This window comes from Actinoplanes lobatus (genome assembly GCF_014205215.1).
Lineage (GTDB): Bacteria > Actinomycetota > Actinomycetes > Mycobacteriales > Micromonosporaceae > Actinoplanes > Actinoplanes lobatus.
Genome location: NZ_JACHNC010000001.1, coordinates 8,069,191 through 8,082,453 on the forward strand (window position 1 = coordinate 8,069,191; position 13,263 = coordinate 8,082,453).

11 protein-coding genes are annotated in these 13,263 nt (G+C 68.7%); 9 read left to right on the forward strand and 2 right to left on the reverse strand.

Annotation, left to right across the window (positions count from 1 at the left end; translation table 11 throughout):
- The first annotated feature begins 385 nt into the window (after positions 1-385).
- The 6 genes from BJ964_RS37105 (at position 386) to BJ964_RS37125 (ending at position 6,785) form a co-directional block, all read left to right on the forward strand.
- On the forward strand, positions 386-889 hold the full coding sequence (locus tag BJ964_RS37105; protein ID WP_188125014.1) for an ArsR/SmtB family transcription factor: 504 nt from the start codon (positions 386-388) through the stop codon (positions 887-889).
- A gap of 126 nt (positions 890-1,015) precedes the next feature.
- Complete coding sequence (locus BJ964_RS37110) at positions 1,016-1,429, forward strand: SHOCT domain-containing protein (RefSeq protein WP_188125015.1); 414 nt, start codon at positions 1,016-1,018, stop codon at positions 1,427-1,429.
- 365 nt (positions 1,430-1,794) lie between these two features.
- Positions 1,795-2,142: an effector-associated constant component EACC1 gene (locus BJ964_RS47550; RefSeq protein WP_223149675.1), complete on the forward strand. Its 348-nt coding sequence runs from the start codon at positions 1,795-1,797 to the stop codon at positions 2,140-2,142.
- A gap of 2 nt (positions 2,143-2,144) precedes the next feature.
- On the forward strand, positions 2,145-5,486 hold the full coding sequence (locus BJ964_RS48630) for a caspase, EACC1-associated type (protein ID WP_229806677.1): 3,342 nt from the start codon (positions 2,145-2,147) through the stop codon (positions 5,484-5,486).
- 147 nt (positions 5,487-5,633) lie between these two features.
- Entirely contained in the window at positions 5,634-6,200 is a 567-nt protein-coding gene (locus BJ964_RS37120; RefSeq protein WP_188125017.1) for a DinB family protein, read from the forward strand.
- A gap of 108 nt (positions 6,201-6,308) precedes the next feature.
- The gene (locus tag BJ964_RS37125; protein ID WP_188125018.1) at positions 6,309-6,785 is read left to right on the forward strand and encodes a hypothetical protein; all 477 of its coding nucleotides are present in this window, start codon (positions 6,309-6,311) and stop codon (positions 6,783-6,785) included.
- Positions 6,786-6,945: 160 nt separating this feature from the next.
- On the opposite strand, the gene BJ964_RS37130 is transcribed toward BJ964_RS37125, so the two are convergent.
- Both BJ964_RS37130 and BJ964_RS37135 read right to left on the reverse strand, forming a co-directional pair.
- Positions 6,946-8,928 (reverse strand): beta-1,3-glucanase family protein, encoded by a 1,983-nt coding sequence (locus tag BJ964_RS37130; RefSeq protein ID WP_188125019.1) that lies wholly within the window; start codon positions 8,926-8,928, stop codon positions 6,946-6,948.
- 103 nt (positions 8,929-9,031) lie between these two features.
- Positions 9,032-10,024 carry a LacI family DNA-binding transcriptional regulator gene (locus BJ964_RS37135; RefSeq protein WP_188125020.1) on the reverse strand — a complete coding sequence of 331 codons (993 nt, stop codon included), beginning with the start codon at positions 10,022-10,024 and terminating at the stop codon, positions 9,032-9,034.
- A gap of 162 nt (positions 10,025-10,186) precedes the next feature.
- Here BJ964_RS37135 and BJ964_RS37140 point away from each other — a divergent pair, with 162 nt between their 5' ends.
- Genes BJ964_RS37140 through BJ964_RS37150 form a run of 3 tightly spaced genes read left to right on the forward strand, consistent with a single transcriptional unit; the run spans position 10,187 to position 13,250 of the window.
- Complete coding sequence (locus BJ964_RS37140; protein ID WP_188125021.1) at positions 10,187-11,494, forward strand: ABC transporter substrate-binding protein; 1,308 nt, start codon at positions 10,187-10,189, stop codon at positions 11,492-11,494.
- Positions 11,494-12,420 carry a carbohydrate ABC transporter permease gene (locus tag BJ964_RS37145; RefSeq protein WP_188125022.1) on the forward strand — a complete coding sequence of 309 codons (927 nt, stop codon included), beginning with the start codon at positions 11,494-11,496 and terminating at the stop codon, positions 12,418-12,420. Before BJ964_RS37140 ends, BJ964_RS37145 begins: the two co-directional genes overlap by 1 nt.
- The gene (locus tag BJ964_RS37150) at positions 12,417-13,250 is read left to right on the forward strand and encodes a carbohydrate ABC transporter permease (RefSeq protein ID WP_188125023.1); all 834 of its coding nucleotides are present in this window, start codon (positions 12,417-12,419) and stop codon (positions 13,248-13,250) included. The genes BJ964_RS37145 and BJ964_RS37150 overlap by 4 nt, the downstream gene beginning before the upstream one ends.
- Positions 13,251-13,263: the final 13 nt, after the last annotated feature.

Consider the following 13,263-nt stretch of genomic DNA (forward strand, 5'->3'; position numbering starts at 1 on the left):
GACGGGACGGGGCAGATGCGGCGGGACGACGTCACGCGTACCGGGAAAGAGCCGGAAGCGAAACGCGGACCTCAACCATGACGACGGCGCGGTGGTCTCCAGCCGCGTCGCCGGGGTCGCTCCGGCGGATCAGGTAGGGAGGTCTCCGCGGGGCCAGAGCCGGTGCCGGGCGAGACGGTCCAGGTGGTCGCGGAGTTTGCGGGAGCTTCGGCTCAGCCGTTCCCGCTCGTGGTCGGGCAGGTCGGCGAGGGCGTCCCAGACGGTCGACGAACGTTGTGCGGAGACGCTCCGGCGGGGAACCGGCCCGTGGCTCTCACGCGGCCGGCGGATGCTGCGCCGGCAAACTGGCGCATACGGTTCTACGTAATTACGATATCTTTGCGCAATGACTGACGTCGACCGATGGGACGCGCTGGAGCGGCGCGTGGCTGAACTGGAGAGACGTCTCCCGGCCTCGGAAGACCGGGCGGCAGCGACACCCGATCCGGACGTCTTCTGGGCGCTCGAGGGGCTTCTCGCCAGAGTGGACGATCCCGGCGCCGTGCTGATCACCGGGCATGTCACGCTCCCCGACGGGCGCGCCGCCCGATGGCAGGAGGGTGTCGGCGTCGAGGAACTGCTGGACGGCGACTGGTCGGAGCACGTCGCGGCGCTGGTCGCGCTCGCGCATCCGGCCCGGATCCGGCTGGTCCAGCACGTATTGCGCGGGGCCGCCACCGCACAGGAGCTGACCGGCATCGAGGGCATGGGCACCAGCGGTCAGGTCTATCACCACCTGCGCCAGCTGGTCGCCGCCGGATGGTTGCAGACGATCGGGGGCAGCCGCTACGAGGTTCCGGTCGCCCGCATCGTTTCCCTGCTCGCCACGATCCTGGGAACCCGCCGGTAGAGCGGGATCCATCCGAAGTACTCCGTCCGGGATGAGGGCGGGCGGCGCCGAACGCGGTCCACTGAAGGCCGAGAAGTCGATCCTCACGCAGACGGGATCGGCGATCCCCTTCGGAAGGAGGCCGACGTGTTCGACGACAACGGTTCATTCCTGCTCGCGATGTTCGAGTTCTTCATCTTCGTCGCCTGGTTCATGTGCCTGTTCTGGGTCTTCGGCGACCTGTTCCGGGACAAGGACCTCAGTGGCGTCGCCAAGACCCTCTGGACCCTGTTCCTGGTCTTCCTGCCGATCCTCGGCATGCTGGTCTACCTCATCGCCCGAGGCGGCGGCATGACCGAACGGGCGCTCGCCGCCCAGGCCGAGGCAGTAAAGCGGCAGAACGCCTACATCCGGGAGGTCGCGGCGCCGGCCGCCACCACCCCCACCGACGAGATCGCGTCCGCCAAGAATCTGCTCGACGCCGGCGCCATCAGCGCCGCCGAATTCGAGCAGCTGAAGGCGAGCGCCCTGGCCAAGACCACGGCCGCCGCGGCCGCCTAGCGGCGGACCGTCCAGGCGAGCCCCCGGTCGCCGCCCGTGTGCCGTATCGCGAACCAGCCGCGGTACGGCACCCGGGCGGCGGTCCTGCGGGTGAGGAGCGGCGCTGGGCCGGTGTCGTTGACGATCGGGTGGCCCGCCTCGAATTCAGGCTCGAGATTAGGAGACCCGAACGGCTGGCGGGCGGCCGCGAACAGGGTCGCACCCCCGTCGCCGCTCCGTGGCTCACCGGCTTCACCCGTGCGGGTTCGGCTATTCGGGCCGGATCCTCCTCGCTGCCTTCCCGGCCATTGGATTGGTCCGTCAGACTCCGATAGGCCGTTACCGGCAATGCGCCACAAGGGCGCACGCCGAGAAGGAATCGACACGTGCGAACAGTCAATATCACCGTCGAATCGAATGGCGGGCAGGGGCTCCGGCATCTTTCCGACTGGCTCCTCCGCGCCCCCGCGATCCGTATGCACGGAAACGTACGAACGATCATGGCCCCGCCGCAGCCTGAACGCATGACCGTCGGAGTGGCCGACTACATCGAGATGGCGCTCGGCGCGGGGCTCTCGATGGCGCAGATCATCGTCACGATCATCGGTTGGCGCCGCTCTCAGCCGCCGCATCAGCGATTGAGCGTCACGGTCACCAACGGCGAGAAGACTATCGTCATCGACACCGACGACCCTGGGATCGCCGAAGATATCGCCCGCCAATTGGGCAGTTAACAGTGATACAGCTCGCCGCCACCACCTCATCTCGCGTACTACTGATTGGAATTGACGAATACAAATCGCTGGGTGCACTGCCCGCAGTCCGCAACAATTTGTCGGATCTGCGGGAACTACTGCTCGACGAAGGCTACTGGGGGCTGCCCGAGGATCGCTGCACAGTCATTTCGGGCACCGCCACCGTCCAGGACGTGGGCCGCGCGCTGCGTGCGGCGAGCAGCGGCACCGGCGAGAACGGGCTGCTCATCATCTACTACGCGGGTCACGGGCAGCCGGACTACGCGACACCGCACGAACTGCGACTGGCCCTGTACGACGCCGATTCGGAGCTGGCCGAAGAAACGACGCTCAACTACTCGAGGATCAAGAAGCGCACCCAGGACAGCCGGGCCGGCCGAAGGCTGGTGATTCTCGACTGTTGCTTCGCCGGTCTGGCCATGGATTCCATGAACACCGACCGGATCCGGCCCTTCCCCGCCATCGAGCAGGCGACTCTGATGACCTCCGTCGGACCGACGGTCGAAGCAGTCGCGAAGTTCGGCGAAAAGCACACCGCCTACACCGGCGAACTCCTTCGTGTTCTCCATGACGGGATCCCGGACGCCCCGGAGTTTCTCGACATCGCAACCATCCATGACGCGGTGACGAACGCCCTCCACGCCAAGAACCGGCCTCTACCGGAACTCTGCGAGAAGAACCAGGGAACGACGAGCATCGCGCTGGTGCGCAACGCGTGCCATCCCGCGACCCTGTCGCACCTCGAAGTGGTGCGGGACCGGCAGATCCGTGACAACGTCGCCTCACTGATGGAGGTCGACTTCCTGCTGGAACGCGTGAACGGGATCGCGGGGATCGACGACCGGCGGCGCGACAATTTCGTACGGTTCCTCGCCACGAAGGCGATGCACGACGCCGGCACGGACGAACCGGCCTCGGCCGCCGCGATCCTCCGGCGGCACTGGTCGCCCGAGGTGGCCGACCGGCTCGGCGGCTGGCTGAGCGAACTCATGGCGCACGACACCGCCGATCAGACCGCACGCGACCTGCTCACGGTCGCGATGCGGCACCACCCGGACCGGCACGCGGCCGAGCTGCTGCTCGCCGAATTGTTGCGCCGCCGGCCCACAGCCACCAGCGAATCCCTGCTGAGCGCTCTGACCGATCTTCTCGTTCGGCTCCCGGGCGGCCTGTACCTCGGCCAGGACCTCTATCAGAGCCTGGCCGACTGGCCCGAGTTGTGCCTGCGTTTCCTCGAACGCGGAATGCGCGACGCGGAGAACAGCGACGCCATGTCGCTCGTCAACTGGATCACCCAGGCGTTGCGGGACCCGCCTGGGTGTCTGCGTCCCCTCCGTGCGGCGACGGACCTCGAATACGAGGTGGACGGCGACGACCTGCGGAGCATGGAGCGCGCGTGCCCACAGGGCTGGGCCCTTCTGCTGGCCATCGGCAAGGCCCGCGCCAACCTGGATCGGCTGCTGCCGGGCATCTGGGCATGGCTCGCACGCACCGCCGTCGCCGGCCAGCTCGACCGGGAGGTCATCGAGGACGCCCGGCGGGCAGTGCGAGATGGCTCGAACCTGGCGCGCCTGGACGTTCTGCAACTGCTGCTCGACGCTCCCCCACCGATCTCCGAACAGACCGGCGGCGTCGTCGATGAGGACTATCTCGCTGGTCTGCGCGACGTCTGGTCCCGCCCCGAACTGGACCTCGACCGCCCGGGGCTGGCCGGGAGACTGGTCGCCTGCCTCCCCCACCGCGAGCCGGGCAAGACGCCGTTCGCGGGCCTGGTTGCCGCCGCGGACGCCACCGACGGCACGGTGCGCGACCACGCCGTACGAGCCATCGCGGTGAGCTTGAACGACCTGCCCGGACTGGCCGACGAGATCCGGCTTCCCGACGACTGGATGAAGGATCTGCTCGCTCGGCCCGACATGGGCTGGATCGAGGCGTACCGGCACCTCGGCGCCGTGTGCTCGCGACGACCGGCGGCCCCGCCCGAGGACGCCGCACAGGCTGTCATCGGCGCGATCAAGGCGCGATGCGGCGACGAGCGTCTGACGACGGCGGTCGACACGTGGGTGGTGTCGGCCTCCCCCGAGCAGACGGTGACATTCCTGCGGCTGCTGGAAAAGGTGGACGACACGACCGCGGCGCGCGCCGTCGCCCGGTCTTTGCTGTCGAACCCTCGGCGCGAGGGAAAGCGGATCCGTGAGCACCTGAGACGGCAACGTGACTGGTACCAGCGACAGATCGATCTGAGCCGGCCCACCCGGCAGGCCCGGCCCTTCCCGGCGAGGTTCGCCCGGCCCGGACGGCCGCCGTTCGCGGCGGTGGCCCTCGTGCTGGCGGTCGCGGCGCTGAGCGGCGCCGCGACCGTGTGGTGGCAGTCGGCTGACGCCGTCACACCGCAGTCCGCCACGCAATCGGTGAAAGGCGGGTTCCGGGGCGCACTGACTGGGCACACCGACGCGGTGTGGGCGGCCGCCTTCTCTCCGGACGATTCCCTGCTGGCCACCGGCGGTGAAGATCGCAGCGTCCGGCTGTGGAGCACCGTCACCGGCAGGCAACTCGGCGAACCGCTCGCCAGACACAGGGACGCCATTCGTAGCATCGCCTTCTCACCTGACGGGCGGATCCTGGCCACGGCCAGCGACGACAACACCGTGGGACTGTGGAGCCTCCAGAGCCGCACGGCGATCCACCCGGGACTCCGGGGGCACACCAACGCGGTGCTCGACGTGGCGTTCAGCCCGGATGGCCGGCGGATCGCGACCGGCAGCATCGACAAGACCGTACGCCTCTGGGATGCAACGACCGGCGCACAGTTGGGTCCGGCACACTCCCATGCCGGCCAGGTGTACGCGGTGGCATTCAGTCCAGACGGTGGTGTGCTCGCATCCGCCGGCAGCGACGGCGTGGTGCACGAATGGAACAGCGCCACCGGTGCGCAGATCGGCCAGATCCGGACCGGGCATGGCGGCGCCGTACGCAGCATCGCCTTCAGCTCGGACGGCAAGAGGCTCGCAACCGGCGGCGACGACCGGACGATCCGGATCGTCAGCATGGCCGACCACGCGGCCACCGGCACGGTACTCACCGGCCACACCGACAGGGTACGGAGTGTGGCCTTCAGCCCGGACGACTCGCTGCTGGCGTCGGGGAGCTACGACCGATCGGTCACCATCTGGTCATTGACGCTTCCACGGAATCCGAGCCGGAGGCTGGGAGAGCATGAGAAGGCGGTGTTCGGCGTGACCTTCAGCGCCGACGGGCGAGCGGTCGCATCGTGCAGCGCCGACACCTCGGCACGGCTGTGGAACGCGGTCCGGCCGGAGTAGAAGGCGCGTGCTGGCCGCCTGAATCGAATACCCCACCGGTCGTCTCGGCGGGTGGTCTTGCAGGCCAGTAGTCCGCCGGCAGGCCGGGAAGGCCCTCTCCGAACGGTCACGGCGCGTGGGAGCCGCGCCGGGCCGTAGCGTGCGGGTATGAGCCTCGATTGGAACCGGGAACTGCTCGATCAGCTCGACTGGCACTGGCGTACGCATCTGCGGCCCCGCCTCGACGGGATCAGCGACGCCGAGTACCTCTGGGAGCCGGTCCCGGACTGCTGGAGCGTCCGCCCGCGGGGCCGGAGTTCGACGCCGATGGCAGCGGGAACGGGCGACCACCTGATCGACTTCGCGCTGCCGGAGCCGGTGCCGGCACCGGTGACGACGATCGCCTGGCGGCTGGGCCACCTCATCGTGGGCGTGTTCGGGATGCGGAACGCGTCGCACTTCGGCGGCCCGCCCATGGACTACGGCTCTTTCGACTACGCCGGGACCGCGGCGGAGGCGCTCCGGCAGCTCGACGAGGCCTACACACGCTGGACCGACGGCGTTCGCGGGCTGGGCGGCGACGGCCCCGCCCGGCCGTGCGGCCCGGCCGAGGGCCCGTTCGGGGAGTATCCGATGGCCACGTTGGTGCTGCACATCAACCGGGAGGCCATCCACCACGGCGCGGAGATCGCCCTGCTACGGGATCTCCATCTCCGGGCCGTGACGACTAGCTGAATTCTTCGTTACCGCACCGTGACCTTTTGGCGCGAACCAACCCGTTCGAGGGTGCATCGCACCTGATGACGAAGCGGCACACAGCCGCTGAGGAAACGGGGAAAGTAGATGTACAAGCGTCTGGCCTTCGCAGCGGTGCCCGTCGCGGTCGCGGCTCTCGCGGCCACCATGTCCGGCTCGCTGGCCGCGTCGGCGGCCACCGCTGACGACGGCCCGATCACCGCGGTGGCCGAGAACGTCCAGTTGGCCGGCGAGGTGAAGCAGACCGGCAAGCTGAAGGTCACCGTCCACAACGGCACCGAGTTCCAGGACGAGGGCCGCTTCCTGGTGCACATGCCGCAGACCGCGAGACTGGTCCCGGGCCAGCAGTGCGTGCTGTACGACTGGAACCTCTCCCAGTGGCTGTGCGAGGGCACCCGCCTGGAGGCCGGCGAGTCGCACACCACCACCCTGCGGGTGCGGTCGATCCTCGACACCACGGACTACCACGGCTACGACGTCGGCTACGTCCAGGGCCTGGCCAACAGCAACGCGAAGAGCGAGCGCCTGTGGTTCGAGATCCACTGGCCGGCCGCCCCGCAGTGATCGTCCGCTGAACGAAGTCACCGAGGACCTTGGCGGGAGTGGGCGGTGAGATAGCGCGGCAGGGCGGGACCGCCCTGACAGGAGCGGAACGGCGTCACGCGTACGAAACTCGCCGTGGATCCTGGAACGGGGATCCACGGCGAGGCGTTCGGTCGGCGGGTCAGGCCTTGGTGAACTTCTGGGCGGCGGAGCCGTTGCAGTCCCAGATCTGCAGGCGGGTGCCGTTGGCGGTGTTGCCGGACGGGGCGTCGACGCAGCGACCGGACTGCGGGTTGCTCATGCTGCCGTTGCTGTTCAGCACCCAGGTCTGGGCCGCGTTGCCGGTGCAGTCGTGCAGCTGGAGCTGGGCGCCGTTGGCGGTGCCGCCGCCGGCGATGTCCAGGCACATGCCGAGGGTGGTCAGCGACTGGCCGGTCCAGGACCAGTGCTGGTCGCGGGCGGTGAGCTGGCAGTCCCACAGCTGGACGGCGGCCCCGTCGCCGCCGGTGTCGTTGCCGGCCACGTCGACGCACTTGCTGCCGGGGGCGGCGAGGTTGGTGGCGCCGTTGTTGTAGGCGAACTTCTGCGCCGCGGAGGTGTTGCAGTCCCAGAGCTGGAGGCGGGCGCCGTTGGCGGTGCTGGCGTTGGGCGAGTCGATGCACCGGCCGGACTGCGGGTTGCGGATGGTGCCGTCGGCCTGGGTGACCCACTGCTGGCCGCCGGCGCCGTTGCAGTCGTACAGCTGGAGTTGGCTGCCGCCGGCGGTGGCGTTGCCGACGACGTCGAGGCATCGGCCCAGGGTCTGCAGGGTGCCGTTCTTGAGGGTCCAGTACTGGTCCTTGGCGGCCGACTGGCAGTCCCACAGCTGGACGGCGGTGCCGTTGCCGCCGGTGTCGTCGCCGGCGACGTCCACGCACTTGCCGCCGGGGCCGGTCACCCGGTAGCCGGTGGCCGAACCGCCGCCACCGCCACCACCGGTGAACGGGGAGAGCGTGATCCCGGCGGAGCTGGGGTTGTTGGAGTAGACCAGCGACTCCTGGGCCTGCACGTCGTCGAAGGCGAAGGCGTACGCCTTGCCGTCGGCCATGTTCGCGTGGATGATCCGCGCGTACTGGTTGGCGGGGTTGCTCTTGTAGAAGTCGGACGCCGTACCCCCGGGCTGGGTGTCGATCGTGCCGAGCGTGCCGCGGTTGAGGGCCGCGCAGAGGGTGCGGGCGATCGGGCCGACGACCAGGTCGTTGGGGGCGTGGAGGTTGCCGTCGCAGCCCCAGACGTGGGCGCTGGTCGGCTTGTTGAACGACGCGACCTGTGCGCCGGAGCTGTTGGTGAAGACCATGGTGCTGCCGGAGGTGCGGCCGAAGTACTTCGTGTTGGGCTGGTCGCCGAACGGTACGACGGTGAGCGTTTTCCCGGTGTAGGCGTTCCAGGCGGAGTTGATGTAGGAGTCGAGGTAGGTGCTGCTGAACAGTCCGGCGTCGGCGGCCTTGCCGGGTGCGAGCACGCGCAGCACGGTGCCGTCGGAGCGGGTGACGACGGTGTTGGCCCAGCCGGACTGCGCCTTGATCTGGTCGATGATGTTCTGCCGGCCGTTGGCGACCACGGCACCGGTGGTCCGGGTGCCGTCGGTGCCGGAGACGGTGACGGAGTGGGGTACGGCGAACATGTCCACCTGCGAGCTGTTGAGCCACAGCCCGGAGTCGTTGTAGGTGAACTCGCTCCAGTCGAAGAGGATGTCGTGGTTGGGGTCGCCGGACGCCCACGGCGCGGGCTGGACCAGGCCGTCCGGGGTGAGGAAGAACTTCAGCTTCTGGCCGAGCGACATGTAGAGCCGGCCGGAGAAGTTGCGGGGCAGCTGGATGGTGGTGCTGCCGCCGTTGCCGGGGCCGCCGATGGCGACGTCGGGCGCGGCCGACGGCGGGAGCGAGCCGGCCGGCCAGTTGTTGAACGTGCCGCCCGCGGTGACGTAGCCGAGGCGTCCGGTGGTGAGGTTGACGCCGATCATGTAGAGGTAGGTGGCGTCGCCGCGGCCGGTGCTGTTGTTGACGGTGAACGGCAGCAGGGCCGGGCCGACCGCCTGTGCCGCCGGGGCGGCCGCCGTCACGCCGATGGGTATCGCCGTGAGCAGCGCCGCGAGAGCGCTCAGGATCTTGCTTCGTGGGGACATGAGGACTCCTGGGAGGTGCGGGGGGACGTACGCCGGAGCGTCCGCAACGCAGAGAGCGCTCTCAGAGAATGCTTAACAAAGTTACAAGTGTCAATAGCGAATGTTACGAGGCTGTTGAGCTTCGGATCCGCAGTCGCGTCGCGGCCATGTACCGGCGCGGTTCGGTGCGGCCCTGGAACCGCTCCAGCAGCATCGTCGCTGCCTGGGCGCCCATCTCCACGCCCTGCTGATCGACCGAGGTGAGGTCGATCAGCGGATGGGCGGCCAGGTCGGTGTCGTCGTAGCCGGCCACCGCCACGGTACGGCCCACGGCGGCCAGGGCGTCGACGGCCATGTCGTCGTGACCCGCGAAGATCGCGGTCGGCGGCTCGGGCAGGGCGAGCAACGCGGCCGCGGCGCCGACGGCGTCACCGCCACTGACGTCCCGCCGGCCCACCTGGATGTTTCCGGACAGCCCGGCCTCGGCCATGCAGGCACGGTAGACCTCCAGCCGGACCGAGTGCGGGGTTCCGGAGCCGGGGATCGTCACGTTCTCCGGCTCGGTCAGGTGTGCGATGCGGCGGTGGCCCAGGCTCAGCAGATGCTCCATGACGGCCCGGGCGCCGGCGTGGTCGTCGCCGGTGACGGTGTCGTAGCCGGCCGGGGTGTCGTGGCGGCCGAGCATGACCACCGGCACGCGGCGGGCGAGGTCCTCCAGCCAGGCCTGGTCGACCAGGGGCGAGACGGCGATGATGCCGTCGACGAGACCGTCGGCCAGCGATTCGAGGGTGTCGTACTCCGGGCCGTCGGCCGGGGCCAGGATGATCTGGTACGGCGTGCCGGCCACCGCCCGCTTGGCGCCCTTGAGGATCTGGGTCATGAACCGGGCGTCGATGTGCGGGATCTCCAGGCCGAGCCGGTAACTGGAGCCGCGCAGGGCCCGGGCCGCGACGCTGGGCCGGTAGCCGAGCTGCTCGATGGTGCTCTCGACGCGCTGGCGCATGCCGGGGCTCACCCCGTACGCGTTGCGCAGCACCTTCGACACCGCAGCCCGGGAGACGCCCGCGGCCTCGGCCACGTCGCTGATCGTGACCGACCGGCCCTTCCTGATCGACATGTCCCTCACTGTAAACCGGTCTCCAACACCGGTGGCAGCCGCGTCCCCGACTTTTGAAACGTTTCGGATCCACCCTTGTGTGGCCGACGTAGATCGGTCTACCGTGACGGCTGTCACCACGTGAAGACCGATCTACAAACATTCCGGAAACCGGAGGTTCATATGCGACTCGTTACGGCGCTGGCGGCCGGAACGCTGTCGCTCGCCCTGTCCGCGTGCAGCGCGGGCTCGCTGGGATCCAGCGACGACGAGGGCGGCGGCAAGACCGAGATCACCTTCCTCACCAACAACGACCCGTCCAACGTCAAGGTGGCCGAGGCGGTCATCGCCGCGTTCGAGGCGAAGAACACCGACGTCGACGTCAAGCTGGACACCCGCCCGCAGGGCAGCGAGGGCGACAACCTCGTCAAGACCCGGCTCGCCACCGGCGACATGGCGGACGTCTTCGAATACAACTCGGGCTCGCTGCTCCAGGCCATCGCGCCGCAGACGAACCTGACGCCGGTCACCGGCGAGGCCTGGGTCGGCGACCTCGACCCCACCTTCAAGCAGGTGGTCAGCGCCGGCACCGACGTCTACGGCTCACCGTGGGGCGCCATCGTCGGCGGCGGCATCTTCTACAACAAGCCGCTCTACACCAAGCTCGGCCTCCAGGCGCCCAAGACCTGGGCCGAGTTCATGGCCAACAACGCGAAGATCAAGGCGGCCGGGGTGGCGCCGGTCGAGCAGACCTACAGTGAGACCTGGACCTCGCAGATCCTGGTGCTGGCCGACTTCCACAACGTGTCCGCGGCGCAGCCGGACTTCGCCGGGAAGTACACCAACAACCAGGCCAAGTTCGCCACCACGCCGCAGGCGCTGGCCGGCTTCCAGCACCTGGAGGAGCTGAAGAAGGCCGGGTACTGGAACGACGACTACGCCTCCGCCAAGTACAACGAGGGGCTGAACGCGGTCGCCGTCGGCAAGGCCGGGCACTATCCGATGATCACCTTCGGGGTGCCGGCGCTCGACACGGCCGCCCCGGACAATGTGAACGACGTCGGCTTCTTCGCGCTGCCCGGCGACGACGCGGCCAAGAACGGCGTCACACTGTGGGAGCCGTCCGGCATCTACATCCCGAAGAGCACCGAGGGCGGCAAGCTCACCGCCGCGAAGCGGTTCCAGGCGTTCATCGCGTCGCCCGAGGGCTGCGCGGCCAACGCGAGCGCCGCACCGGTCGGCGGGCCGTTCGCGGTCAAGACCTGCAAGCTGCCCGACACGGTCGCCCCCGCGGTCAAGGACCTGAGCGCGTACGTGGACGCCGGCGCGGCCAGCCCGGCGCTGGAGTTCCTCTCCCCGATCAAGGGCCCGGCACTGGAGCAGATCACCGTCGAGGTCGGATCCGGCATCCGGGGCGCCACCGACGGCGCGAAGCTCTACGACGAGGACGTCAAGAAGCAGGCGCAGCAGCTCGGCATCAAGGGCTGGTGATGACCACCGTCGCCCCGGCGAAAACCGCCTCCCGGCTGGACCACCAGCCGGGAGGCGGGCGCCCGACAGCACGCAAGAGCCCCTACCCGTACTGGTTCCTCGTCCCCGGCGGCCTGATCTTCACGATCTTCTTCCTGGTGCCGTCGGTGATGGCGTTCTACTTCAGCCTCACCCGCTGGACCCTGTTCGACCAGGAGTTCATCGGCCTCGACAACTACGTGCAGTTCTTCCGGGAGCCGGCGCTGGCGTCCGGGCTGTGGCACACCATCGTGTACGCCGCGGTCACCTCCGGGCTCAAGGTGGTGCTCGGCATGGCGCTGGCCGTGCTGCTGACCGGCCCGATCCTCGGGCGCGGCTTCATGCGGTCGGTGGCGTTCTTCCCGGTGCTGGTCAGCACGATCGGCGTGGGCCTGACCTTCCAGGTGCTCATGCACCCCACCAAGGGCGTCATCAACCAGGCGCTCGACCTGATCGGGATCACCGGGCCGGCCTGGCTGGTGGACCCGGACTGGGCGCTGCTGTCGGTCGCGCTGGTCGACGTCTGGCAGGGTGCCGGGCTGGCCACCGTCATCTACATGGCCGGCATCCTGTCCATCCCCGGCGAGTACTTCGAGGCGGCGAAGGTGGACGGGGCCGGGCCGTGGCAGCGGTTCCGGCACGTCACGCTGCCGCTGTCCAAACCGGCAGGAGTCTCGGTGATCATCCTGTCGCTGATCGGCGGGATGCGGAAGTTCGACCTGATCTGGGCGATGACCAAGGGCGGGCCGGGTTTCACCTCCGACGTGATGGCGTCGGTCGTCTACAAGCAGTACCAGGCCGGCTTCTACGGGCTGTCCACGGCCGGGAACGTCGTGCTGTTCCTGCTGGTCATCGTGATCGTGCTGCCGCTGTTCTGGTTCTTCAACCGCAGGGAGGACGCTCGGTGAACACCAGGACCCGGCCCAACTACTGGCTCAGCGCGCTGGCGATCGTACTGTTCGCCGTCGTCTTTCTGATCCCCTTCGCCTTCATCGTGCTGACCGCCGCGAAGAGCCAGACGGAATCCGCTCTCCTGCAGTTCTCCTGGCCGACCGAGTGGGCGTTCGTCCAGAACCTCCAGGACGTCGTCGAGGCCCGCGACTACCTGCTGATCATCGCGTTCATCAACAGCACGATCCTGACCGTGGCCAGCGTCGCGGTGGTGGTGATCCTGGCGGCGATGGCGGCGTTCGTCCTGCAACGACGGAAGGGGCGGTGGACCAGCGGGCTGAACCTGGTGGTCCTCTCCGGGCTGGTGATCCCGCCGGCCGTGGTGCCGACCATCTGGGTGTTGCAGCAGACCGGCCTGTTCAAGACCATGCCGGGGCTGATCCTCGTCGAGATCGCGTACGCCATGGCGTTCTGCGTCCTGCTGTTCCAGGCGTTCATCGCGAGCGTCCCCCGGGAACTGGACGAGGCCGCCACCATCGACGGGGCCGGACCGGTCGGCCTGTTCTTCCGCGTCGTGTTCCCGCTGCTGCGCCCGATCATCGTGACGATCGTGGTGGTGCAGTCGGTGTTCATCTGGAACGACTTCGCGAGCCCGCTCTACTTCCTGCCCGGCGACGAGAACGCCACCGTGCAGCTCACCCTCTTCAACTTCCAGGGCCAGTACACCAACGCCTACAACCTGCTCTTCATGGACATCCTGCTGGTCACGGTCCCGCCGCTGATCATGTTCATGATCTTCCAGCGCCAGATCGTCTCCGGGATGGTCGCCGGCTCGGTCAAGGGCTGACGTCGATTGAAAG

Excerpts from the sequence above, each read along its gene's own strand:
- BJ964_RS37125 (WP_188125018.1), top strand. The coding sequence starts at position 6,309 with ATGTACAAGCGTCTGGCCTTCGCAGCGGTGCCCGTCGCGGTCGCGGCT.
- BJ964_RS37120 (WP_188125017.1), top strand. The coding sequence starts at position 5,634 with ATGAGCCTCGATTGGAACCGGGAACTGCTCGATCAGCTCGACTGGCAC.
- BJ964_RS37145 (WP_188125022.1), top strand. The coding sequence starts at position 11,494 with ATGACCACCGTCGCCCCGGCGAAAACCGCCTCCCGGCTGGACCACCAG.
- BJ964_RS37135 (WP_188125020.1), bottom strand. The coding sequence starts at position 10,024 with ATGTCGATCAGGAAGGGCCGGTCGGTCACGATCAGCGACGTGGCCGAG.
- BJ964_RS37140 (WP_188125021.1), top strand. The coding sequence starts at position 10,187 with ATGCGACTCGTTACGGCGCTGGCGGCCGGAACGCTGTCGCTCGCCCTG.
- BJ964_RS37105 (WP_188125014.1), top strand. The coding sequence starts at position 386 with ATGACTGACGTCGACCGATGGGACGCGCTGGAGCGGCGCGTGGCTGAA.
- BJ964_RS37130 (WP_188125019.1), bottom strand. The coding sequence starts at position 8,928 with ATGTCCCCACGAAGCAAGATCCTGAGCGCTCTCGCGGCGCTGCTCACG.